This window comes from Streptomyces sp. NPDC104106, from assembly GCF_055584345.1.
Genome location: NZ_JBVJMF010000005.1, coordinates 14,431 through 38,248 on the forward strand (window position 1 = coordinate 14,431; position 23,818 = coordinate 38,248).

The 23,818-nt window shown below is 71.3% G+C and carries 22 protein-coding genes; 12 read left to right on the forward strand and 10 right to left on the reverse strand.

Translation table 11 applies throughout. The features are described 5' to 3' along the window. Positions 1-30: 30 nt before the first annotated feature. From ACZ60X_RS13645 to ACZ60X_RS13670, 6 genes are all read left to right on the forward strand, one after another. Positions 31-1,662, forward strand: coding sequence for a sensor histidine kinase (locus ACZ60X_RS13645; protein WP_469597486.1), 1,632 nt, complete (start codon positions 31-33; stop codon positions 1,660-1,662). Continuing rightward, entirely contained in the window at positions 1,659-2,348 is a 690-nt protein-coding gene (locus ACZ60X_RS13650; RefSeq protein WP_469597489.1) for a response regulator, read from the forward strand. Before ACZ60X_RS13645 ends, ACZ60X_RS13650 begins: the two co-directional genes overlap by 4 nt. Before the next feature lie 128 nt (positions 2,349-2,476). Next, positions 2,477-3,850: an extracellular solute-binding protein gene (locus ACZ60X_RS13655; RefSeq protein WP_469597491.1), complete on the forward strand. Its 1,374-nt coding sequence runs from the start codon at positions 2,477-2,479 to the stop codon at positions 3,848-3,850. After that, positions 3,847-4,710, forward strand: coding sequence for a carbohydrate ABC transporter permease (locus ACZ60X_RS13660; RefSeq protein ID WP_469597494.1), 864 nt, complete (start codon positions 3,847-3,849; stop codon positions 4,708-4,710). The genes ACZ60X_RS13655 and ACZ60X_RS13660 overlap by 4 nt, the downstream gene beginning before the upstream one ends. 7 nt (positions 4,711-4,717) lie before the next feature. Then, a complete protein-coding gene (locus ACZ60X_RS13665) occupies positions 4,718-5,545 on the forward strand; it encodes a carbohydrate ABC transporter permease (RefSeq protein ID WP_469597497.1) in 828 nt (275 codons plus the stop codon). 119 nt (positions 5,546-5,664) lie between these two features. Next, complete coding sequence (locus ACZ60X_RS13670; protein WP_469597499.1) at positions 5,665-6,354, forward strand: helix-turn-helix domain-containing protein; 690 nt, start codon at positions 5,665-5,667, stop codon at positions 6,352-6,354. Here ACZ60X_RS13670 and ACZ60X_RS13675 read toward each other — a convergent pair. Then, positions 6,351-7,376, reverse strand: a complete 1,026-nt coding sequence (locus ACZ60X_RS13675) for an ATP-dependent 6-phosphofructokinase (RefSeq protein WP_469597501.1) — start codon at positions 7,374-7,376, stop codon at positions 6,351-6,353. The two genes, ACZ60X_RS13670 and ACZ60X_RS13675, sit on opposite strands and share 4 nt — an antisense overlap. A gap of 193 nt (positions 7,377-7,569) precedes the next feature. Between ACZ60X_RS13675 and pta the strand changes: the two genes are divergently transcribed. The 4 genes from pta (at position 7,570) to ACZ60X_RS13695 (ending at position 12,760) form a co-directional block, all read left to right on the forward strand. Further along, the gene (gene pta, locus ACZ60X_RS13680; RefSeq protein ID WP_469597503.1) at positions 7,570-9,639 is read left to right on the forward strand and encodes a phosphate acetyltransferase; all 2,070 of its coding nucleotides are present in this window, start codon (positions 7,570-7,572) and stop codon (positions 9,637-9,639) included. Between the two features lie 23 nt (positions 9,640-9,662). Beyond that, the gene (locus ACZ60X_RS13685; RefSeq protein ID WP_469597505.1) at positions 9,663-10,883 is read left to right on the forward strand and encodes an acetate kinase; all 1,221 of its coding nucleotides are present in this window, start codon (positions 9,663-9,665) and stop codon (positions 10,881-10,883) included. A gap of 84 nt (positions 10,884-10,967) precedes the next feature. Then, a complete protein-coding gene (pyk, locus tag ACZ60X_RS13690; protein ID WP_469597507.1) occupies positions 10,968-12,395 on the forward strand; it encodes a pyruvate kinase in 1,428 nt (475 codons plus the stop codon). A gap of 146 nt (positions 12,396-12,541) precedes the next feature. Next, positions 12,542-12,760 (forward strand): hypothetical protein, encoded by a 219-nt coding sequence (locus ACZ60X_RS13695; RefSeq protein ID WP_469597509.1) that lies wholly within the window; start codon positions 12,542-12,544, stop codon positions 12,758-12,760. A 163-nt stretch (positions 12,761-12,923) separates the two neighbouring features. Here the strand turns inward: ACZ60X_RS13695 and ACZ60X_RS13700 are convergent, their stop codons facing one another. The 4 genes from ACZ60X_RS13700 to ACZ60X_RS13715 all read right to left on the reverse strand — a co-directional run bounded on the left by ACZ60X_RS13700 (position 12,924) and on the right by ACZ60X_RS13715 (position 17,186). Next, the gene (locus ACZ60X_RS13700; protein ID WP_469597511.1) at positions 12,924-14,291 is read right to left on the reverse strand and encodes a hypothetical protein; all 1,368 of its coding nucleotides are present in this window, start codon (positions 14,289-14,291) and stop codon (positions 12,924-12,926) included. Further along, positions 14,281-14,838, reverse strand: coding sequence for a DUF6114 domain-containing protein (locus ACZ60X_RS13705; protein ID WP_469597514.1), 558 nt, complete (start codon positions 14,836-14,838; stop codon positions 14,281-14,283). Before ACZ60X_RS13705 ends, ACZ60X_RS13700 begins: the two co-directional genes overlap by 11 nt. A 129-nt stretch (positions 14,839-14,967) precedes the next feature. Next, on the reverse strand, positions 14,968-15,597 hold the full coding sequence (locus ACZ60X_RS13710; protein WP_469597517.1) for a DUF6230 family protein: 630 nt from the start codon (positions 15,595-15,597) through the stop codon (positions 14,968-14,970). Positions 15,598-16,217: 620 nt separating this feature from the next. Continuing rightward, the gene (locus tag ACZ60X_RS13715; RefSeq protein ID WP_469597520.1) at positions 16,218-17,186 is read right to left on the reverse strand and encodes a tetratricopeptide repeat protein; all 969 of its coding nucleotides are present in this window, start codon (positions 17,184-17,186) and stop codon (positions 16,218-16,220) included. A 224-nt stretch (positions 17,187-17,410) separates the two neighbouring features. On the opposite strand from ACZ60X_RS13715, the gene ACZ60X_RS13720 reads away from it, so the two are divergent. After that, on the forward strand, positions 17,411-18,028 hold the full coding sequence (locus ACZ60X_RS13720) for a TetR/AcrR family transcriptional regulator (RefSeq protein WP_469597523.1): 618 nt from the start codon (positions 17,411-17,413) through the stop codon (positions 18,026-18,028). Between the two features lie 6 nt (positions 18,029-18,034). Here the strand turns inward: ACZ60X_RS13720 and ACZ60X_RS13725 are convergent, their stop codons facing one another. From ACZ60X_RS13725 to ACZ60X_RS13740, 4 genes are all read right to left on the reverse strand, one after another. Beyond that, a complete protein-coding gene (locus tag ACZ60X_RS13725) occupies positions 18,035-19,735 on the reverse strand; it encodes an acyl-CoA mutase large subunit family protein (protein ID WP_469597525.1) in 1,701 nt (566 codons plus the stop codon). 83 nt (positions 19,736-19,818) lie between these two features. Beyond that, the gene (locus tag ACZ60X_RS13730) at positions 19,819-20,157 is read right to left on the reverse strand and encodes a DUF3817 domain-containing protein (protein WP_469597528.1); all 339 of its coding nucleotides are present in this window, start codon (positions 20,155-20,157) and stop codon (positions 19,819-19,821) included. 47 nt (positions 20,158-20,204) lie between these two features. Continuing rightward, positions 20,205-20,714: a MarR family winged helix-turn-helix transcriptional regulator gene (locus ACZ60X_RS13735; RefSeq protein ID WP_469597530.1), complete on the reverse strand. Its 510-nt coding sequence runs from the start codon at positions 20,712-20,714 to the stop codon at positions 20,205-20,207. Between the two features lie 11 nt (positions 20,715-20,725). Continuing rightward, on the reverse strand, positions 20,726-21,964 hold the full coding sequence (locus ACZ60X_RS13740) for an MFS transporter (RefSeq protein ID WP_469597533.1): 1,239 nt from the start codon (positions 21,962-21,964) through the stop codon (positions 20,726-20,728). A gap of 83 nt (positions 21,965-22,047) precedes the next feature. Between ACZ60X_RS13740 and ACZ60X_RS13745 the strand changes: the two genes are divergently transcribed. Then, complete coding sequence (locus tag ACZ60X_RS13745) at positions 22,048-23,028, forward strand: ArsR/SmtB family transcription factor (RefSeq protein ID WP_469597536.1); 981 nt, start codon at positions 22,048-22,050, stop codon at positions 23,026-23,028. A gap of 95 nt (positions 23,029-23,123) precedes the next feature. Here ACZ60X_RS13745 and ACZ60X_RS13750 read toward each other — a convergent pair whose 3' ends face one another. Next, positions 23,124-23,729, reverse strand: a complete 606-nt coding sequence (locus ACZ60X_RS13750) for a hypothetical protein (protein ID WP_469597538.1) — start codon at positions 23,727-23,729, stop codon at positions 23,124-23,126. Positions 23,730-23,818: the final 89 nt, after the last annotated feature.

Here is a 23,818-nt window from a genome sequence, read left to right on the forward strand (position 1 = left end):
CACGCTTAACCGAGGGGGCACACTGCTGACATGCGCGTTCCGTCCCTCCCCCGACCTCGCAGCCTGGCGGGCCAGCTGTTCGCCGTGCAGGCCGTGCTGATCGCGCTGGTCGTGGCCGGGTACGCGCTGTTCACCTACGTCAGCGACCGGCAGCAGGCCCAGGACGCGGCGCGGCGCCAGGTCGTCGCGGTGGCCCGGTCGATCGCGGACGCCCCCTCGGTCCGCTCGGCGATCCACACCGCCGACCCCTCCACCGCGCTGGAGCCGTACGCCCTCCAGGTCACGCGGGACGCGGACGTCGACTTCGTGACGATCATGAACACGGACGGCATCCGCTGGACCCACCCCGACCCGACCCAGATCGGCAAGCGCTTCCTCGGCCGTATCGACCCCGCCCTGCGCGGTCACACCTTCACCGAGACCTACACCGGCACGCTCGGCCCCTCCGTGCGCGCGGTGACCCCGGTGGAGGAGGACGGCCGGGTGATCGGCCTGGTCAGCGCCGGGATCAAGGTGGAGGCGATCAGCGCCCGGGTGCAGGGGCAGGTCACGGCGCTGCTCGGAGTGGCCGGCGGCACCCTGCTGCTGGGCGCGGTCGGCACGTACGTCGTCAACGCCCGGCTGCGCCGCCACACCCACGGCATGAACGCCACCGAGCTGAGCCGCATGCACGACTACCACCAGGCGGCGCTGCACGCGGTGCGCGAGGGGCTGCTGATGCTGGACGGGCAGTACAGGGTGGCGCTGATCAACGACGGCGGACGGGAACTGCTGGGCGTCGGGCCCGAGGACGAGGTGATCGGCCGCTCGGTCGCGGACCTGGACCTGCCCGGCCCGCTGACCGGCGCGCTGCTGTCGTCGGAGCCGAGGGTGGACGAGGTCCACCTCACCGCGTCCCGGGTCCTGGTGGTGAACACCTCCCCGGTGTCCGGCGGCGAGCGCCGCGGCACGGTCGTGACGCTCCGCGACGTCACCGAACTCCAGGCGCTGACGGGCGAGCTGGACTCCGAGCGCGGCTTCACCCAGGCCCTGCGCTCCCAGGCGCACGAGGCCGCGGGCCGCCTGCACACCGTGGTCTCCCTGATCGAGCTGGGCCGGGCCGAGGAGGCGGTGGAGTTCGCTACGGCGGAGCTGGAGCTGGCGCAGGCCCTCACCGACCAGGTGGTGGCGGCGGTGAGCGAGCCGGTCCTTGCCGCCCTGCTGCTGGGCAAGACGGCCCAGGCCAACGAGCGGGGCGTGGAGCTGGTGGTCTCCCCGGACAGCCGCCTGGACGACGGTCTGCTCCCGGAGGGCCTGTCGTCCCGGGACCTGGTCACGATCCTCGGCAACCTCATCGACAACGCGGTGGACGCGGCGCAGGGCAGCGCCGGGGCACGGGTGACGGTCACGGCGTACGCCTCGGACAGCGAGGTGGTGCTGAAGGTGAGCGACACCGGCCCCGGTGTCGACCCCGCCCATACGGACCTGGTATTCCAGCGGGGGTTCTCCACCAAGCCGGCCGGGCCCGGCGGGCGGGGGCTCGGGCTGGCCCTGGTCCGGCAGGCGGTGGCCCGCCACGAGGGCACTCTGACCGTGGTGGCAGGCGAAGAGGGCGGAGCGGTGTTCGAGGTGCGGTTGCCGACGCGCCCGGCTTCCCCGGTGCCGGGAGGCGACGCGAGATGACGCAGACACCGGCGATCAGGGTCCTGGTCGTCGAGGACGACCCGGTGGCCGCCGACGCGCATGTGCTCTACGTCGGCCGGGTGCCGGGCTTCGTCGCGGTCGGCAAGGCGCACACGGGCGCGGAGGCACGCCGGATCATGGACCGCACGGCGGTGGACCTGCTCCTGCTCGACCTGCACCTCCCGGACGTGCACGGCCTGCAGTTCGCCCGCTCCCTGCGCGCGGCCGGCCACCACGCGGACGTCATCGCGGTGACGTCGGCGCGGGACCTCGCGGTGGTCCGGGAGGGCGTCTCCCTGGGCGTCGTCCAGTACGTCCTGAAGCCGTTCACGTTCGCCACGCTCCGCGACCGACTCGTCCGCTACGCCGAGTTCCACGCGGCGGCCGGCGAGGCCAGCGGCCAGGACGAGGTCGACCGCGCCCTCGCGACCCTGCGCGCGCCCTCGCCCGCGGCCCTCCCGAAGGGCCTGAGCGCGCCGACCCTGGAGCGCGTGACGGGAGCCCTGCGCGAGGCACCGGAGGGACTCACGGCGGCGGCGCTGGCCGAATCGGTGGGGATCTCCCGGATCACCGCCCGGCGGTACCTGGAACACCTGGTGGATGCGGGCCGCGCCGCCCGCAGCCCGCTGTACGGGCAGGTGGGACGGCCGGAGCTGGTGTACCGGTGGGTGGTGCGGGGGCGGTGAGGGCGCGGGTGCGGCCGGAGCGCCGCGGGCACCGATCCCGCGCACATCCATTGACCTGACTAGACCACCGCTCTTACCTTCACACGGCAACCACCCGAGGCCACCCCCACGTGCGCCCGCAGGAGGTCATGCCCGTGCGCCCCACCGCCGCCCTCTCCGCCCTCCTCACCGCCGCCCTCGCCGCAACGGCCCTCACGGCCTGCGGGAGCGGATCCGGAAGCAGTCCGAACACGGTCAAGGTGTCCTACAAGCAGTCGACCGACAACTCGGTGAAGGTGATGGACACCTACCTCGCCGGCATCAAGAAGGAGTTCGAGAAGAAGTACCCGGGGAAAAAGGTGGAGTTCGTGCCCGTCAAGGCCCCGGACTCGGAGTACTACACCAAGGTCCAGCAGATGATGCGCTCGCCGAGGACCGCGCCGGACCTGGTCTACGAGGACACCTTCCTCATCAACTCCGACATCACCAGCGGGTACCTGAAGCCTCTCGACCCCTATCTCGCGAAGTGGCCGGACTGGAGGCGGTTCGTCGCGACCGCCAAGGCGTCGGCGCGGGGCGAGGACGGCAAGACGTACGGCGTGCCCGACGGGACGGACACGCGCGGGCTGTGGTTCGACAAGCGGGTCTTCGCGAAGGCCGGGCTTCCCCCGAACTGGCAGCCGAAGGACTGGAACGACATCCTCGCCGCCGCCCGGACCATCAAGCGGAAGGCGCCGGGCGTGGTCCCGCTCAACGTCTACACCGGCAAGCCCGCCGGTGAGCGGGCCGCCATGCAGGGCATGGAGATGCTGCTGTACGGCACCGGGGACGGGACGTCCGATCCGCTGTACGACAGCGCCGGCAAGAAGTGGATCGCGGGAAGCCGGGGATTCACCGACTCGCTGAGGTTCCTCGAGACCGTCTACAGGGAGAAGCTCGGGCCCGACGTGTCCGACGCCCTCGATCCCAACTACGCCACCACCGTCGCGGGCGAGCTGCTCCCCCAGGGCAAGCTCGGCATCGACCTCGACGGCTCCTGGCTGCCGCAGACCTGGCTGCCGGGCAGCGGGCGGGAGTGGCCCGACTGGTCCCGGCGACTCGGGCTCGCGTACATGCCCACCCAGGCCGGCCAGGCGCCCGGCAAGGTGAGCATGTCGGGCGGCTGGACGTGGGCGATCCCGGCCAGGGCGGCCCACCCCGACCTCGCCTTCGACTTCATCAGGACGATGCAGACGGAGGCGAACGCCAAGAAGTGGTACATCGCCAACTCGGGGATCTCCGTGCGCAAGGACGTCGCCGCCGACCCCTCGTACGCCACCGCCCAGCCCGGCATCAGGTTCTTCACGGACCTGGTGGCCACGACCCACTACCGGCCCGCCTATCCGGCGTATCCGAAGGTGTCGACCGCCATCCAGGAGGCCATGGAGAGTGTGACCACCGGTGACTCGTCGGCCGAGAAGGCGGCGAGTACGTACGACTCGGCACTCAAGGACGTCACCGGCGGCCAAGTGGTCCAGAGGTGAAGCGGTACCGCCGGGCCGCCCGCGCACTCCCCCTCACCCCCGCCGTCGTCCTGATCCTGCTCTTCCTCGCCGGGCCCATCGCCTACTGCGTCTACATCGCCTTCACGGACCTGCAGTTGACGGGACAGGCGCACGCCTCGTTCGTCGGGTTCGACAATTTCCGGCGGGCCTTGCGGGACAGCGAGTTCGTCAACGCCGTATGGCTGACCCTCGTGTTCACCGTGCTGTCCTCGCTCGTCGGGCAGAACACCCTGGGGCTCGCCCTCGCGGCGCTGATGAAGCGGGCCTCGAAGCCGGTGCGGACGCTCACCGGAGGGGTGGTCGTGACCGCCTGGGTGCTGCCGGAAGTCGTCGCGGGGTTTTTGCTCTACGCCTTCTTCCGGCGGGAGGGGACGCTCAACGCCATCCTCGACTGGCTCCATCTCCCGCGCCAGAACTGGCTTTTCACGCTCCCCATCCTCGCCGTGTCCTTCGCCAACGTCTGGCGCGGCACGGCGTTCTCGATGCTCGTCTACTCCGCCGCGCTGGACGAGATACCCGCCGAGATCGCGGAGGCCGCCGAGGTCGACGGGGCCGGCGGGTGGCGGCGGATGTGGCACATCACGCTGCCGATGATCCGCCGGTCCATCGCCACCAACCTCATGCTCAACACCCTCCAGACGCTGTCGGTCTTCGGGCTGATCTGGGTGATGACCCGGGGCGGGCCGGGCAACAAGAGCCAGACCCTGCCCCTCTTCATGTACGAACAGGCCTTCCAGAACAGCATGATCGGGTACGGCACCGCCGTCGCGCTGCTCCTGCTGCTGGTCGGGTCGCTGTTCTCCGTCGTCTATCTGCGTCTGCTGCGAACGGAGGTGTGACCCGGCCATGCCCCGCAAGCGCACCTCGCGCCGGCTCGCCGCCGACACGGCCCTGCTGCTCGTTGCCGTGGCCTTCGCCCTGCCCCTCGCCTGGGTCGTGCTGTCCGCCGTGGACCCGCACGCCGGCCTGCGCGTCCGCGTCCCGGACGGGCTCACGACGGCCAACTTCCGGGCCGTGCTGACCCCGGACATCACCTACACCCCGCTGCTCAACAGCCTGGTCCTGTGCGGCGGGGCGACCGCGCTGACCGTCGGCTGCGCCGCCCTCGCCGCCTACCCGCTCTCCCGCTTCCGCTCCCGTCTGAACCGACCGTTTCTCCTCACGATCCTGTTCGCGACGAGCCTGCCGATCACCGCGATCATGGTGCCGGTGTACGCGCTGTTCGTGCGGGTGAACCTCATCGACACCATGCAGGGCACGATCTTCTTCTTCACCGCCTCCCAACTCCCCTTCGCCGTCTGGCTGATGAAGAACTTCATGGACGGTGTGCCGAGGGAGCTGGAGGAGGCGGCCTGGACGGACGGGGCGTCCTCGCCGCAGTCGCTGCTGCGGATCGTGCTGCCGTTGATGGGGTCGGGACTCGCCGTCGTCACCGTGTTCTCGTTCGTGATGATGTGGGGGAACTTCTTCGTCCCCTTCATGCTCCTGCTCAGCCCGGACCAGATGCCGGCGTCGGTCAGCATCAACGACTTCTTCGGCAACCGGGGCATGGTGGCGTACGGCCAGCTCGCCGCCTTCTCGGTGATCTACTCGACGCCGGTGATCCTGCTGTACGTGCTGGTGGCCCGCAGACTGGGCGGCGGGTTCGCGCTGGGCGGGGCGGTCAAGGGGTAGCCGGAAGGGGTGTTCCGTCCGTTACATACCGAACGGCCGGAACTGTACGTTCCCACAACCTGTGATCCTGTCCGAACAGACCGTAGCCAGCCGGGAGCGGCGCCTTTAGCTTGTGCGAGGTGCGCCAACCCTCAGCTCCTCCGTTCAACGCCCTCGCCGCCCGCAGGCTGCGTGCCGGGCTCGGCATGGGTCCCGAGCATGTCGCCTACGGCATGCGGGCCTCGTACGGGCTGCCGTACGTCACACCCGATCTCGTGATCGCCTGGGAGCGCGGCACCGCCTCCCCGAGCAGCCCCGAACTCACCGCTCTCGCGGGCGTGCTGTGGTGTTCTCCGGGAGAACTCATCGGCCGGCCCCGCACGCTGCGCGAGCATCGCATCGCGCGCGGGATCGCGCCGGAGGACGTGGCCCGGGCCGTCGGGACGGACCTGTCCGCGTATCTGCGGATGGAGGAGAGCGGGCGGTGGCGGGGCAACGAGCGCCAGTCGGCCGCGCTGGCCGAGGTGCTCGGCCTCGCCCTGCCCGACTTCGTGACCGCCACGGGCCGCGAGGAGCGGCTCGCCGAGCTGCTGCACAGCGCGGTGACCACGCGCTGGCAGGCCTACGTGCGGCCGGTGCTGAAGCTGGCCCCGCTGGACAAGGACGTCCTGGAGGCGGTCCTGCAGACACTGCACCAGGACTATCAGGGCCGCATGGCCGCCACCCTCAGCTGGGGCGGCGGCAGCAGCGGTGCCAGCGAGTCCGGCAGGGAGTTCCTCGACCGGATCGTCGAGAACTTCTGGACGGCCGTGGCCGAAAGGACGGCCTAGAAGACCGACTCCGCCTCGTCCATCCGGTCCTTCGGCACCGTCTTCAGCTCGGTGACCGCCTGGGCGAGCGGCACCATCTGGATGTCGGTGCCGCGCAGCGCGGTCATGTTGCCGAACTCGCCGCGGTGGGCGGCCTCGATCGCGTGCCAGCCGAAGCGGGTGGCGAGGACGCGGTCGTAGGCCGTCGGCACGCCGCCGCGCTGGACGTGGCCGAGGATGACCGGCTTGGCCTCCTTGCCGAGGCGCCGCTCCAGCTCGTAGGCGAGTGCCGTGCCGATGCCCTGGAAGCGCTCGTGGCCGTACTGGTCGATCTCGCCCTTGCCGTAGTCCATGGTGCCCTCGGCCGGGTGGGCACCCTCGGCGACGCAGATGACGGCGAACTTCTTGCCGCGGGCGAAGCGCTCCTCCACCATCTTGACCAGGTCGGCGGGGTCGAAGGGGCGCTCGGGAAGGCAGATGCCGTGGGCACCGGCGGCCATGCCGGACTCCAGGGCGATCCAGCCGGCGTGCCGGCCCATGACCTCGACGACCATCACGCGCTGGTGGGACTCGGCGGTCGTCTTCAGGCGGTCCATGGCCTCCGTGGCCACGCCGACGGCGGTGTCGAAGCCGAAGGTGCGGTCGGTGGAGGAGATGTCGTTGTCGATCGTCTTCGGCACGCCGACGACCGGCAGGCCCGCGTCGGAGAGCATGCGGGCCGCGGTCAGCGTGCCCTCGCCCCCGATCGGGATCAGCGCGTCGATGCCGAACTCCTCGACCATGTCGGTGGCCCGCTCACAGGCCTCGCGCAGCCGGTCGCGCTCCAGCCGGGAGGAGCCGAGGATGGTGCCGCCACGGGCCAGGATGCCGCTGACGGCGTCCAGGTCGAGGGTGCGGTAGTGGCGGTCGAGCAGGCCGCGGTAGCCGTCCTCGAAGCCGATGACCTCGTCGCCGTACGTCGTCACGGCGCGGTGCACGACCGAACGGATCACGGCGTTCAGGCCGGGGCAGTCGCCGCCTGCGGTGAGAACTCCGATGCGCATCGTGCTGTGTCTCCTGCTCGCTGTCGGTGCGGGTGAGCCAGTGCCGATTGTTCCACGTTCGCCGGGGCACTGAGCCGCTTGACGGGCGCTTTATCCGGCGCCAGGGGTATTGTCAAGAGGGTTCCGCTCACCTTGGTGGGCGATTTTTGTGCCGCCGAGGCGACAAACACGACATGAGGAACGGAGTGGACGCGTGACGCGCAGCGTGTACGTGACCGGGATCGACCGCGGTGACGGCCGCCAGGTCGTGGAGCTGGGAGTCATGGAGCTGCTGACCCGGCAGGTCGACCGGGTGGGGGTGTTCCGTCCGCTCGTCCACGACGGACCCGATCGGCTGTTCGAGTTGCTGCGGGCCCGCTACCGGCTGTCCCAGGACCCGGTGACCGTCTACGGCATGGACTACCAGGAGGCGTCCGCGCTCCAGGCCGAGCAGGGCACCGACGAGCTGGTCTCGGCGCTGGTGGACCGCTTCCACCGGGTGGCCCGGGACTACGACGTCGTCCTCGTCCTCGGCACCGACTTCGCCGACACCCAGCTGCCCGACGAGCTGTCCCTGAACGCCCGCCTGGCCAACGAGTTCGGGGCCTCCGTGATCCCCGTGGTGGGCGGCCGCAAGCAGACCGCCGAGTCCGTGCTCGCCGAGACCCGCAACGCCTACCGCGCCTACGACGGCCTCGGCTGCGACGTGCTCGCCATGGTCGCCAACCGGGTGGCCCGCGAGGACCGCGACGAGATCGCCGAGCGGCTGGCGAACCGGCTGGCGGTGCCCTGCTACGTCGTCCCCGACGAGCCCGCGCTGTCCGCGCCGACCGTCTCCCAGATCGCCCACGCCCTCGACGCCAGGGTCCTGCTCGGCGACGACTCGGGCCTCGCCCGCGACGCGCTCGACTTCGTCTTCGGCGGCGCGATGCTGCCGAACCTGCTCGGCGCCCTGACCCCGGGCTGCCTGGTCGTCACCCCGGGCGACCGCGCCGACCTGGTCGTCGGCTCGCTGGCCGCGCACAGCGCCGGCACGCCGCCGATCGCCGGCGTGCTGCTGACCCTGAACGAGGTGCCGCGCGACGAGATCCTCACCCTCGCCGCGCGCCTCGCCCCGGGCACCCCGGTGCTGTCCGTGAGCGGCAACAGCTTCCCCACCGCCGAGCAGCTGTTCTCGCTGGAGGGCAAGCTGAACGCGGCCACCCCGCGCAAGGCCGAGACCGCGCTCGGGCTGTTCGAGCGGTACGCCGACACCGCCGAGCTGGCCGCGCGCGTGAGCGCCCCCAGCACCGACCGGGTCACCCCGATGATGTTCGAACACAAGCTGCTGGAGCAGGCCCGCTCGGACAGGCGCCGGATCGTGCTGCCGGAGGGCACCGAGGAGCGGGTGCTGCACGCGGCCGGGGTGCTGCTGCGCCGGGGCGTGTGCGACCTGACCCTGCTCGGCCCCGAGGACCGGATCCGCAAGAAGGCCGCCGACCTCGGCATCGACCTCGGCGGCACCCGGCTGATCGACCCGGCCACGAGCGAGCTGCGCGACGGCTTCGCCGAGAAGTACGCCCAGCTGCGCGCCCACAAGGGCGTGACGGTCGAGCTGGCCTACGACGTCGTGTCGGACGTGAACTACTTCGGCACCCTGATGGTCCAGGAGGGCCTGGCCGACGGCATGGTCTCCGGCTCGGTGCACTCCACGGCCGCGACCATCCGGCCCGCCTTCGAGATCATCAAGACCAAGCCCGAGTCGTCGATCGTCTCGTCCGTGTTCTTCATGTGCCTGGCCGACAAGGTGCTGGTCTACGGCGACTGCGCGGTCAACCCGGACCCGAACGCGCAGGCGCTCGCGGACATCGCCATCCAGTCGGCGGCCACGGCCGCGCAGTTCGGCGTGGAGCCCCGGATCGCGATGCTGTCGTACTCCACCGGTACGTCCGGCTCGGGCGCCGACGTCGACAAGGTGCGCGAGGCGACCGAGCTGGCCCGCTCGCGCCGGCCCGACCTGAAGATCGAGGGGCCGATCCAGTACGACGCGGCCGTCGAGCCGTCCGTCGCAGCCACCAAGCTGCCGGACTCCGACGTCGCCGGCCAGGCGACGGTCCTGATCTTCCCGGACCTCAACACCGGCAACAACACCTACAAGGCCGTGCAGCGCTCGGCCGGCGCGATCGCCGTCGGCCCGGTCCTGCAGGGTCTGCGCAAGCCGGTCAACGACCTGTCCCGGGGCGCGCTCGTCCAGGACATCGTCAACACCGTCGCCATCACCGCGATCCAGGCCCAGACCCACTGAACACAGAGAGCGTCCGAATCACCGTGGCAGAGAATCTCGCGGCGAGCCGCGTCCTCGTCCTCAACTCCGGCTCCTCGTCGGTGAAGTACCAGCTGCTCGACATGAGCGACTCCAGCCGGCTGGCCGCCGGCCTGGTGGAGCGCATCGGCGAGCAGACCTCCCGGCTCAGGCACACCTGCCTCACCACCGGGGACACCCGCGAGCACAGCGGGCCCATCGCCGACCACGACGCCGCGCTGAAGGCGGTCGCCGCCGAGCTGGGCCAGGACGGCCTCGGCCTGGACTCGCCGGAACTGGCCGCCATCGGGCACCGGGTGGTGCACGGCGGGATGTTCTTCACCGAGCCGACCGTCGTCGACGACGAGGTGATCGCCGAGATCGAACGGCTGATCCCGGTCGCCCCGCTGCACAACCCGGCCAACCTCACCGGCATCCGCACCGCGCGGGCGCTGCGCCCCGACCTGCCCCAGGTCGCCGTCTTCGACACCGCGTTCCACACGACGATGCCGGAGTCCGCCGCACGCTACGCGATCGACCCGAAGATCGCGGACCGCCACCGCATCCGCCGCTACGGCTTCCACGGCACCTCGCACGCGTACGTCTCCCGCGAGACCGCGCGGCTGCTGGGCAAGGACCCCTCCGAGGTGAACGTGATCGTGCTGCACCTCGGCAACGGCGCCTCGGCCTCCGCGGTCGAGAAGGGCCGCTGCGTGGACACCTCCATGGGGCTGACGCCGTTGGAGGGGCTCGTGATGGGCACGCGCTCCGGCGATCTGGATCCGGCCGTCATCTTCCATTTGGCACGCGTTGGCGGAATGTCCATGGACGAGATCGACACTCTTCTCAACAAGAGGAGCGGTCTGTTCGGCCTGTGCGGGGACAACGACATGCGCGAGATCCGCCGCCGGATCGACGAGGGCGAGGAAGATGCCGCACTCGCCTTCGACATTTACATTCACCGGCTCAAGAAGTACATCGGCGCCTATTACGCCGTCCTGGGCACGGTGGACGCGGTCGCGTTCACGGCGGGTGTCGGCGAGAACGCGGCGCCGGTGCGCGAGGCCGCGATCGCGGGCCTGGAGGCACTGGGCCTGGCGGTCGACCCGGCACTGAACGCGGTGCGAGCGGACGAGGCCAGGCTGATCTCTCCGAAGGATGCGCGTGTCGCGGTCGCGGTGGTGCCGACGGATGAGGAACTGGAGATCGCGACCCAGACCTACGCACTGGTCGGAAAGAACAACTGAATAGCACCTGAGCGGTGTGGCACTCATTTGTATCTTCCGCCAGACGGAATATTCCGTAGCGAAACAAACCGATAGGATCGCCCCATGCGCCGTTCGAAAATCGTCTGTACTCTCGGCCCCGCGGTCGACTCCCACGAGATGCTCGTCGCCATGATCGAGGCGGGCATGAATGTGGCCCGGTTCAACTTCAGCCACGGCTCCCACGCCGAGCACCAGGCGCGGTACGACCGCGTCCGGGCGGCGGCCAAGGAGACCGGCCGGGCCATCGGTGTCCTCGCCGACCTGCAGGGCCCGAAGATCCGTCTGGAGACCTTCGCCGAGGGCCCGGTCGAGTTGGAGCGCGGTGACGAGTTCGTCATCACGACCGAGGACGTCCCGGGCGACAAGCACATCTGCGGTACGACGTACAAGGGGCTGCCGGGCGACGTCTCGCGCGGTGACCAGGTCCTGATCAACGACGGCAACGTCGAGCTGAAGGTCCTCGACGTCGAGGGCCCGCGGGTCAAGACGATCGTCATCGAGGGCGGTGTCGTCTCCGACCACAAGGGCATCAACCTGCCCGGCGCGGCCGTCAACGTGCCCGCGCTGAGCGAGAAGGACGTCGAGGACCTCCGCTTCGCCCTCCGCATGGGCTGCGACATGGTCGCGCTGTCCTTCGTCCGCGACGCCAAGGACGTCCAGGACGTGCACCGCGTCATGGACGAGGAGGGCCGCCGGGTCCCGGTCATCGCCAAGGTGGAGAAGCCGCAGGCGGTGCAGAACATGGAGGACGTCGTGATGGCGTTCGACGGTGTGATGGTCGCCCGCGGTGACCTCGCCGTCGAGTACCCGCTCGAAAAGGTCCCCATGGTGCAGAAGCGCCTGATCGAGCTGTGCCGGCGCAACGCCAAGCCGGTGATCGTGGCGACCCAGATGATGGAGTCGATGATCACCAACTCCCGCCCGACCCGCGCCGAGGCCTCCGACGTGGCCAACGCGATCCTGGACGGCGCGGACGCGGTCATGCTCTCCGCCGAGTCCAGCGTGGGCGCCTACCCGGTCGAGACGGTCAAGACGATGTCGAAGATCGTCCGCGCGGCCGAGGAGGAGCTGCTCTCCAAGGGCCTGCAGCCCCTCGTCCCCGGCAAGAAGCCGCGCACGCAGGGCGGTTCGGTGGCCCGCGCGGCCTGCGAGATCGCCGACTTCCTCGGCGGCCGGGGCCTGATCGCCTTCACCCAGTCCGGTGACACCGCGCGCCGGCTGTCCCGCTACCGCGCGGTCCAGCCGATCATCGCCTTCACCACGGACGAGGGCACCCGCAACCAGCTCACCCTCAGCTGGGGCGTGGAGCCGCACGTCGTGCCGTTCGTCAACTCCACCGACGAGATGGTCGACCTGGTGGACCAGGAGGTCGCCAAGCTGGGCCGCTTCGACGCGGGCGACACCGTGATCATCACGGCCGGCTCGCCCCCCGGCGTCCCCGGCACCACCAACATGCTGCGCGTCCACCACCTGGGCACCGACGGCAACTGACCGGCGCCGCGACGCGGTTCCACGCGTGGAGGGCGCCCCCCCTGCGGCAGGGGGGCGCCCTCCGCGCGCCCAGCGGCTGCTCAGCGGGCGGTGCTCCCACTGTCTGCCGCAACCACGCGTTGCCGCCCGGTTCCGGATGGGCGCCGGTGACCAGCCGTACGGCCTCGGCCTTCGCCCCCGTCACCGCGGGCCTGAAGCTCTCGCGCCGCGTGGTCCGGCAGCAGGGCGAGGTCGGCCACGGGCTCTCCCCGCAGCCGCACGCCGAAGTACACGCCGTGGACGACGAGCCGCAGGTCGGCTTTGAAGTACCGCAGGCAGAAGTCCGAGGCCGTCAGATCCGCATCCGGCGGCTGCCGGTGCGGTGACCAGGAGTCGTCGTCGGCGCGCGGCTCGAAGGAGAAGCCCGCGGCCTTCGGACAGTTGGTGGCGTTCTTGTGGGAGGCGCGCGGAACAGGACTGTGCCCCGCCGAGTCGGTGTTCGGCGGGGCACAGTCCCTTCGCGGCTCCCGAACTGGCTTGTGCGACCGGTCAGTCGGTCGTGTAGACGTGCATGCCGGGCACGTGCAGGTTGCCGCCGAACTGGGCCGCCTGGACGACCTTCACGTTGGTGAAGTAGATCAGCGGGATGTTCAGCGGGGGCGGGCTGTCGGGGGTGAAGGTCAGCGGGATCAGGCCGAAGAGGTTGCCCGAGATGCTCTCGGTGTACATCGTCGTCGTGCCACCCCGGATGGTGGACGTCGATCCCTTGGCCGCCTGCACGTGGTAGGTCTTGCCGGACAGCTTGTCCTTCACCGTCTGGTGCAGGTCGCCGATGTCCGTGCCGTCGGAGATGACGTACTTCAGCACCTTCTTGGTGGTGCCGGACGCCGTCCTCACCTCCACGATGCCCTGGTAGTCGGCACCCTTGAGCAGCAGCGAGCTGGCGCTCAGGTACCACGGGTCGTCCGCCACCGGCACGGGGTTGTCGACGCCGCGGGCGTCGGTCGTGGCCGCCGGGCAGTCCCCCGCCGGCGCGCTGGAGCCGGCGGACGGGCTCGGGGTCGCCGACGCGGTCGCGTCCTTGGCGGCCTTGGTCGTGTCGCCGACCGTCTTGGACACCGTGCCGGTGGTGTTCTTCACCGTGTCCCCGACCGTCTTGCCGGCGGCGGAGACGGTGTCGGTGAGCTTGGAACCGGACGAGGCGGACGCGGAGTCCGGCGTGGCCGAGGCCTTCGGGGACGCGCTCGCCGACGGGGTCGCGGACGGCGTCGGGCTCGCGGAGGAGCCACCGGAGTCCTTGGTGCCGCCGAGCAGGCCGCCGAGCGTGTCGCCGATGGAGCCCAGCAGACCGCCGCCGCTCTTCGACGCGGACGGCGACGGCGAGGCCGTGGCACCCGGGCCCGAGGAGCCCGAGTCGGAGGAGCCGGAGCCGGAGGACGCGCTCGGCTTCGGGGTGGCCTGGTCGCCGGAGCCCGAGCCCGAACCCGAACCCGACGAAGAGGACGTGTCCGAACCCTTGCCGTCCTGCGTGCCCTTGGTGCTCTTGGCGTCCGCGCTCGCCGAGGGCGAGGGCGACGGCGTGGCCGAGCCGGACGGGCTCGCCGAGGCGGACGGCGTCGGCGTGGCCGAACCGTCCTTGCCGCCCAGCTGCTTGACGCAGTCCTTGTACTCGTCGGCCGTCAGGCTCTTGGAGGTGGTCGACGGGGACGGGCTGCCGCCGCTGTCGGCGATCGCCAGCGTGGACGTGAAGCCCATGCCCATCAGCACCGCGGTCGGCATCGCCACGGAGGCGATCGCCTTGCCGGCCGGCATGTGGAACCTGGTGAACAACGGCTTTCTGGGGGCCGCGTGGTGGGGTCCGGTTCTCGCGCGGGCCTCGTCCGCATCGGCCTCGCGGGTCACCTCGTCAGCCGGCACTGTGCCTCCCGTTCGCCCCGTTGGCCGGGTTCGTTCCTGACAGGTCGTTCGGCTCCCCCATCGCGTCCCCGTACGGCTCCCGCAGCGCGGCGGCCTGCGGCGCGCCGCCCTCGCCCGGGGCCTCCTGTGCCGGCGGCTGCGGCTGCGGCGGGGCGCCCGGCGCCCAGGCCACGGCCATCGCCCCGCCGATCAGCGAGAACAGGAAGCCGACGATGAAGCCGCCGATGTTCGACATCGGGATGGACACCAGCGCCAGCAGGATCGACGCGACGCCCGCGAAGACCCGGACGTGCTGCTGGAACCAGAGGGTGATGCCGAGCACGATGAGCAGCACACCGATGATCAGGGAGCTGGAGCCGCCGGGGGTCCCCATCGTCATCGTGAGGTGGCCCAGCTGCAGGTGCGCGTACGGGAAGTACAGGATGAGAAAGCCGCCGACGACGACGAACAGTCCGGCCCAGAACGGACGGGTGCCCCGCCAGGCGCGGAACTGCTGCTTCCGGCGGGTGAACTGGCCGGGTGCGGCGGCAGGGGTCTCGGCGCTCATGGAAAACAGCTCCCTGGTGCGGCGTTGCTGTGGTGGTGGTGCGATGGTGCGGTGCACCGCGTGTGAAGAACGTGGGCGGAAGATGGGCGGGCGGGGGTGCCATCGGCCCCCCCGCCCGTCACCGAGTGCTCAGTAGCACTCCTTGGCATCCGTCGAGATCGACATGTGCAGACCGCTGAGCTTGAAGGTTCCGGCGGTGGTGGCCCACGCCGTCTGCTTCACGCCGGTCAGGGAGGCGTGGTCCGCCTCCTGGGCGAACCCGTAGGGGTTCGTCTTGTCGCCCTGCTTGATCCCCGGACCCTTGTGCGAGTCGGCGGCGGCGACACCGATGTTGATGTTGGTGAACGTCGCGTCGGCGCTGAGGTCGTCGAGGTCGATGTACAGCTTGCTGGCCTCGACCGGCTTGCTGCCACCCGCCTTGAGGATCAGGCTGACCTTGCCGAAGACCGGGACGTCCGGGGTGACCACGGACTGGCACAGGTTGGTGATGGTCGCGTCGTTGAACCCCGAGACCGCCACCGGGTGGACCGTCTGCTTACCCGCGAGGGTGTACCCCGAGTCGACGGCGCCGTACTGGACGAAGCCGTTGCCTTCGAGCGAGTCGGCCGTCACCTTGAACTGCTGACCCGACACGCTGAACGACGCGGCCAGAGCGCCCTGCGCGAGGGCGACACCTATCGCGGCCGTCGCGGCGACGCTGGGCACCATGACCACAGCGAACCGCTTCCATCTGGTCCCGCCACGCACCTGGGACTCCATATTTCCTCCTTCTCGGACGTACATCTCCTGGCCCGGAGCGCCGTGGTGGACGGCTCGGCCGGACAGGGATGGGAGAAGTGCTACGTCCTCGGAAGGGGAGCGCCCGCGCTCGGCGGCGCGAACCGCGCCCGAATCACCGGCGATCACCCCCGAGCGACAACCACTGGTCGCGCCTGACACGCATCACGCACAACCTTGCTGGACAGGCTTCACCGGCCGGCGAAGACCCCCCTGCCCAAGAGCCGGCGCCACTGCCGTCGGCTCTGCTCGGTGGGGACCCAGAGTCTCCCGTGACCCGACCGGCTGTCGGGGTACGGGAATGGACCGAGCGTCGCCGATCGTGGTGCATTCTCGGCCTGGGCACAAGGGGCTTCGTTACTGGGTAGTAACGGCGGGATAACCGGAGGACGACCGACCGGTCTCGGAGCGCGACGCACTGTCGCAACTCCGGGCAGAGCAAAGCCGTTGATCTCTGGACCAAACCAGACAGATCAACGGCTTTGATTTACTCCGAGTAACAGCCGGAGCGATTACCAAGATTTGGCAAAGCGCGACCGTCCTGACGTCTCGTCGCCAAATCTTTCACCCCGGCATCACAAGCCGTGGCGTTTAGCGACTGGTCAGAACAGGGCCCGCGCCAGCGCCCGGCGCGCCCCCACCACACGCGGGTCCTCGGGGCCCACGACCTCGAACAGCTCCAGCAGCCGCAGCCGCACCTTGTCGCGCTCGTCGCCCGCCGTGCGGCTCACGGTGTCGATCAGCCGCCCGAAGGCGTCCTCGACATGCCCGCCGACCAGGTCCAGGTCGGCCGCGGCGATCTGCGCGTCGGCGTCGGCCGGCTTGCCGGCGGCCTCCTGGCGCACCTTCTGCGGATCGAAGCCCTGCACCCGCTGGAGCAACTCGGCCTGCGCGAGGCCCAGTTTGGCCTCCGGGTGACCCGGGTCGTCGGCCAGCACGTTCTTGTAGGCCTGGATGGCCCCGCCCAGGTCGCCGGCGTCCAGGGCGTCGGCGGCGGCGTTCAGCGCCGCGTCGTACGGCCCCGCCTGCTCCGGTGCGGGAGCCTGGCCCGGCTCGGCGTCCGGGTCGACGGCCAGGCCGGTGATCCCGAACCGCTGCTCGGCGACCTGCACCAGCTGGTCCAGCGTCTCGCGGATCTGCGGCTCGCCGGCCGCGCCCTGGAACAGCGGCAGCGCCTGGCCCGCGACGACAGCGAACACCGCCGGGATGCCCTGGATCCCGAACTGCTGCATCAGCATCTGGTTGGCGTCGACGTCGATCTTGGCGAGGAGGATGCGCCCGTTGTACTCGACGGCCAGCCGCTCCAGGACCGGGCTCAGCTGCTTGCAGGGCTGACACCACTCGGCCCAGAAGTCGATGACGACCGGCACCTCGGCGGAGCGCTGCAGGACCTCGCTCTCGAAGTTCGCCTCATCGACGTCGATGACGAGATCGGCCGGGGCGACGGCCCCCGGGCCGCCCCGCCGGGCGGCCTCCGCGCGCGCCTGCTCGGCCTTGGCCTTGGCCTCCTGGGCGGCCTTCACCGCGGCGAGGTCGACGACTCCGCTCATGGACATGTTCCGTGGCTGCATGCGTCTATCCTCCCCCGTCACCGCGCCGGAATGAAAAAGTCGTGCGCCGGGGCGCCGGGTCCCCACCCCACGCCTCGGGGAACGCGCCCGCGTACGTCCGTCACGGGCTGCCTCCACGCGCTTTCGCTACGAGTCGTAGCGTAATGCCATGGGGACCCCGCGCGACACCACCCCCCGGTGATCTCCCTCACGGCATCACAGGACCCGCCCGTTATGGTCGGGGGATGCAGAGCCGCACCCCCGCCAGCCGTACCGGGCGCCCGCGCAGCGCCACCGCGGACGCCGCGATCCTGGCCGCGACCAGGGAGGCGCTGGTGGAGCTGGGCTGGTCCAAGCTCACCCTGGGAGACGTGGCGACCCGGGCGGGGGTTGCGAAGACGACCCTCTACCGCCGCTGGGCCGGCAAGAACGAACTCGTGGTCGACGCGGTGGCCGAACTCTTCGACGAACTGGAACTGCCCGACCGCGGCAGCCTGGCCGCCGACATCGAGGGCGTCGTCCTGCAGTTCGCGGCGATCCTCGCCCGCCCGGAGGCCAGGAGCGGCCTGATGGCGGCCGTCGCCGAGGCCACCCGCGACGACGCCCTGCGCGAACGCATCCGCGCCTCCATCGTGGAGCGCCAGATGCGCCTGGTCCTCCAGGGCCGCGCCCGCGCGCAGGAGCGGGGCGAACTCCCCCCGGAACCGGATCCGCGGGAGGCCGCCCGCACCGTGGACCTCATCTTCGACGTGGTGGCGGGCGCGGTGGTCCACCGCACCCTGGTCAGCGGCAAGGCGGCGGACGAGGAGTGGGTGCGCGGTTTCACGCGCCTGCTGCTGCTGGGGCTGACCTCGTCCGCCTGAGGGCGCTCAGAAGCCGGGAGGCTCCGTGTACACCCCCCACTCGTCCCGCAGCACCCCGCAGATCTCGCCCAGCGTCGCCTCGGCCCGTACGGCGTCCAGCATCGGCTCGATCATGTTCGCCCCGGAGCGGGCGGCCGCCAGCATGGCGTCCAGCGCGCAGCGCACCGCGGACTCGTCCCGCGCCGCCTTCCGGGCGGCGAGCACCCGCACCTGCTCCCGCTCCACCTCGTGGCTGACCCGGAGGATCTCCAGGTCCCCGGTGACGGACCCGGTGTGGACGTTGACGCCGACGACCCTCTTGTCGCCCTTCTCCAGCGCCTGCTGGTAGCGGAAGGCGGACTCGGCGATCTCGCCGGTGAACCAGCCGTCCTCGATCCCGCGCAGGATGCCGGAGGTGATCGGCCCGATCGGGTGCCGGCCGTCCGGGTGGGCCCGCAGGCCCCGCTCCCGGATCTGCTCGAAGATCTTCTCGGCGTCGGCCTCGATCCGGTCGGTGAGCTGCTCGACGTACCACGAACCGCCCAGCGGGTCGGCCACGTTGGCGACGCCGGTCTCCTCCATCAGCACCTGCTGGGTGCGCAGCGCGATCTCGGCCGCCTGCTCGCTCGGCAGGGCGAGGGTCTCGTCCAGGGCGTTGGTGTGCAGCGAGTTGGTCCCGCCGAGCACGGCGGCCAGCGCCTCCACGGCCGTGCGGACCACGTTGTTGTACGGCTGCTGCGCGGTCAGCGAGACCCCCGCGGTCTGCGTGTGGAAGCGCAGCCACTGCGCCTTGTCGCTCCGCGCGCCGTAGACGTCCCGCATCCAGCGGGCCCAGATCCTGCGCGCCGCGCGGAACTTGGCGATCTCCTCGAAGAAGTCCACGTGCGCGTCGAAGAAGAAGGACAGGCCGGGCGCGAACACGTCGACGTCCAGGCCGCGGCTGAGGCCCAGCTCCACGTACCCGAAGCCGTCCGCGAGCGTGTACGCCAGCTCCTGGGCGGCCGTCGCGCCCGCCTCGCGGATGTGGTAGCCGGAGACGGACAGCGGCTTGTAGGCGGGGATGCCGGCCGCGCAGTACTCCATCAGGTCGCCGATCAGGCGCAGATGCGGCTCGGGCTGGAAGAGCCACTCCTTCTGCGCGATGTACTCCTTGAAGATGTCGGTCTGGAGCGTGCCGTTGAGGACCGCCGGGTCGACGCCCTGGCGCTCGGCGGCGACCAGGTACATACAGAAGACGGGGACGGCGGGCCCGCTGATGGTCATGGAGGTCGTGACGTCCCCGAGGGGGATGTCCTTGAACAGGACCTCCATGTCGGCGGCCGAGTCGATGGCGACCCCGCAGTGCCCGACCTCGCCGAGCGAGCGCGGGTCGTCGGAGTCGCGGCCCATCAGCGTCGGCATGTCGAAGGCCACCGAGAGCCCGCCGCCGCCGGCGGCCAGGATCATCTTGTAGCGCTCGTTGGTCTGCTCGGCGTTGCCGAACCCGGCGAACTGGCGGATCGTCCAGGTACGCCCCCGGTAGCCGGTGGGGTGCAGGCCGCGGGTGAAGGGGTACTCCCCGGGCCAGCCGATCCGCTCGAATCCGTCGTACGTGTCACCCGGCCGTGGTCCGTACACCGGCTCCACGGGATCGCCGGAGAGCGTAGTGAAGTCTGCCTCGCGCGTGCGCGCGGCGTCGTAGCGGGCCTGCCAGCGCCGGCGGCCTTCCTCGATGGCGTGAGCGTCCATACCCACGAATTTACTTGGACGTCCTAGTAAATGTCGATGGCTGACCGCCGCACGGCACTCGTACGACGGTGGGGCCGGGGGCGCTACGCCTTGGCGACGGCCGGGGCCGGGTCGGCGACCTTGGCCTCCAGCTCGCGGCTGATCCTGCGCTCGACGAAGAAGGCGGCGGTGGGGATCGTGCCCGCGAGCAGCACCCACAGCTGCCGGCCGACCGGCATCTTGGCCTTGGAGCCCAGGTCGAAGGCGACGACGAGGTAGACGACGTACAGCCAGCCGTGGGTGATGGCGACGACGCGCGTGACGTCGGCGGCACCGCTGATGTCCAGCCCGTACTTCGCGATCATGCTCAGGCACAGCAGCACCAGCAGGACACCGGTGGTGTAGGCCATGACGCGGTAGCGGGTCAGCACGCTCTTCTTCATGGAGTCGAGCGTAACCACCCGTTCCGGGAGATCTTGGCCGGGGTCGGTCAGTCGTCCTCGAAGTCGCCCGCGGCGATCCGCAGCGGGCGCAGCATGGCGAAGATCTCCCGGCACTCCTCCGCGTCGTACACCCCGAGCCCGAAGTCCATGGCCATCAGGTCGCGGGTGGCCGCGTCGACCACCTCGCGGCCCTTGTCGGTGATCACGGCGAGGGTGCCGCGGCCGTCGTTGGGGTTGGGCCGGCGGGCCACCAGACCGGACTTCACCAGCCGGTCCACGGTGTTCGTCACGGACGTGGGGTGCACCATGAGCCGCTCGCCGATCTTGGACATCGGCAGCTCGCCGGCCTTGGAGAAGGTGAGCAGCACCAGGGCCTCGTAGCGCGCGAAGGTCAGTCCGTACGGCTTGACCACGGCGTCCACCTCGGCGAGCAGGATCTGCTGGGCCCGCATGATCGAGGTGATCGCGGCCATGGCGGGCACGTTTCCCCAGTGCTGCTTCCAGTGCTCGTCGGCACGGGCGATGGGGTCGAAGGGAAGACTGAGAGGCTTCGGCACGTCATCAGACCCTACCGGCCGGTCATATGCCGGGCAGCCCTGTCTCGGCTTTCGGTCGCCCGGACCGCCAGGGCGAGGCCGCAGCAGCACAGCACGCCGAGGACACCGGCCCCCGTCACGGCGGCCCGCACCCCCACCGCCTGCGCCGCCACCCCGGCCAGCGCCATGCCCGCGCCCTGGACGGTCATCAGGCCCGCGCTGAGCACGGTCATGGCCCGCCCGCGCCGTTCCTCGGGCACGGCCCGCACGAACCACTGGTCAAGGCCCAGGGTGTACGCCGACCCGGCCCCCGAGAGCAGCAGGAGCAGCAGGGACGCGACGAGCCCGGGGCGCAGCGCGAAGCCCAGGTAGGGCAGCAGGGTCAGGCACAGCAGCGGGAGCGCGAGGCGTTCGCGGGTCGCGGGCGCGAGGCGCGCCCCGGCGAACAGCTCCCCGGCCACCGTGCCGACGGGCAGCGCGCACATCAGCAGCCCGAGCCCCGCGGATCCGCTGCCGAGCGCGTCGGCGTACGGCGCGGCCAGCGCCTCGGGGACGACGGAGAACGCGGCGGGCAGCCAGAAGACGAGCAGCAGGACCCGGATCCGCCGGTCGGCGGCCGGCCTGCGCGGGCCCACCGGGGCGTCGGCGCGGGTGCGGGTGCGGACGGGCCGGTGCCGGGTGCCGCAGCGCAGGAGGGTGGCGGAGGCGAGGAAGGTGGTCACGGTGATCAGCAGGGCGTGCCGGGGCGTCAGGACGGTCAGGAGCAGCCCGCCGAGGCCGTAGCCGACGAGCAGCGCGCTCTGGGCGACGATCCGCAGCAGGGAGCGGCCGAGCACGAACAGGTCGCCGCCGCCGAGGACGTCGGCGAGGGTGGCCATGCGGGTGCCGGTGAAGACGGGGGAGACGACGGCGAGGCAGCAGCGCAGCGCGAGCAGGCCGCCGATCCCGGTGCCCGGGACCGTCATCACGGCCACGCAGCCCGCGCACACCAGGTCGCAGGCGACGAGCACCCGGCGGGCCGGGAGGCGGTCGGCGAGGGGCGCGAGCAGGGTGCCGCCGAGGGCGTACGGCAGGAAGCCGAGCGCGAAGGTGAGCGCGCTCAGCAGGGGTGAGCGGGTGAGGTCGTAGACGAGGACGGACAGGGCGATCTCGCTGACGATCACGCCGAGCATGGACAGCACGTGGGCGGCGAAGACGGCCCGGAACTCGGGCACGGCGAAGACACGGCCGTAGCCGGCGGGCGCCGGGGCCGTCTGCGGTGGTGCGGACATGCCGGGAGCGTGGCGGAGGGCGGACGGAAGGCCGTAGATTTTCGGCTCCAGCCGAATCTTCGCGCCTTTTCGGGAGGTGGCCCGTGCCCTCACGGCTGCACTTCGGCGACACGGACTTCCTGCGCTGCCGGTTCGCGATCTCGCCGATGTGGGAGACGCAGGAGGCCGTGCGCACCCTGAAGCGACCGGACCGGCACGGCTATCACGCACCCTGGCTGCGCCGGATCCGTGCGGCTGCGGCCGGGCTGGACCTGGCGCCGCTGTGGCTGCTGATGCCGCGCCGGGGCCACAGCCCGGACTGGCTGGGGCCGCCGCCGATCGGCCCGGCGGCGGCCTTCGAGGAGGAGATCGCGGCCGTGCGGGCCTCGGACCCGGCGGCGGCACGCGAGGACACCGCCCTGTCGCTGGCCTGCACACCGGGCGCGCTGCGGTCGCCGCGGGGCCGGGCCTGGCTGGCGGATCCGGCCCGGATGATCGCGGAGCTGGCGGACGCCGTCGAGGAGGCGTGGCGGGTGCTGGTCGAGCCGGACTGGCCCCGGCTGCGGGCGCTGCTGGAGGCGGACGTGGCCTTCCACTCCCGGCGCCTGGCCGAGGTGGGGCTCGGCAGGCTGCTGCCGGAGCTGGACCGCAGGCTGTCCTGGGACGGCCGCACGCTCACGCTGGCACTGCACGGCGAGTACGCCCGCGACCTCGCCGGTCAGGGCCTGGTGCTGATGCCGAGCGCGTTCTCCTGGCCGGACGTCGTCACCGGCTTCGAGCCGCCGTGGCAGCCCACGCTGGTCTATCCGGCGCGGGGGCTGGCGGGGCTGTGGACGGAGCCGGCCGGGCGGGCGCCCGCGGCGCTGGTACGGCTCCTGGGCGCCAACCGGGCCGCCGTGCTGACCGCCCTGGACGAACCCGCCGCCACCACGGCACTGGCCCACCGCCTGGGCCTCGCCCCGTCATCGGTGTCCTCGCACCTGACGACCCTGCGCGACGCCGGACTGCTGACGGCACGCCGGTACGGCCACCAGGTGCTGTACGAAAGGACACCGCTGGGCGTCGCGCTGACCTCGGGCGGCTGACCCCGCACCCCGACGAACGGCGGGCCGCCGGGGTGCGGCCGGGCGGCCACGCCGACCGCGCGGGCCGTACCGGCGCGGGCACGCCCGTACAGCCATCAGACGCCGTACGAGAAGACACCCTTGCGCGTCACGCCCGCCTCCGGCGGCTGACTCCCGCGCCCGACGACGGCGGCACGCGCGCAACGACGGGCCGCCGGGGTGCGGGCGAGCGGTGCCGTGAACAGGGCGAGGGACAGGGCGACGACCAGCAGCAGCGGACACAGGTAGGCCACGGTGTCCGCGAGCGGCCCGAACAGCCGCAGCAGCGACTCCAGCCCGAGCCCGGTCGAGCACACGGTGACGACGAGCGCGCGGACCAGCAGCTCCGCGATCCAGTTGGCGAGGGCCCGCTCGGGGGTGATGCCGCGCTCCAGCCAGAGCCGCAGCCGGTCGAGGGACCAGGCGGTGGCCCAGACCGTCAGCGGCCGCAGCACGAGCCGGTCGGCGACCGAGCCGACGGCTCCACGGCAGGGGTGGTCGCAGCCGATGACGACGCGTACGCCATGGGCGTCGGCCGCGCAGGCGGGGCCGGACACGGCGGGGAGCAGCAGCACGGGCCGGGTGGGGCGCAGGTCCCAGCGCCGCCGCGTGTCGCGGTCCTGGGTGTGCACCCACAGCGTGTCAAGGTCGGCGCGGATGTGTGTCTCTATGCCGAGACTCATGGTGTTCCCCCAGGTCCGAACGTGCTCCGCATGATCGATCAGAGCATCGGGAGGGGAACGTACAACGCTGTGGGCGGCCGCTCAAAAAC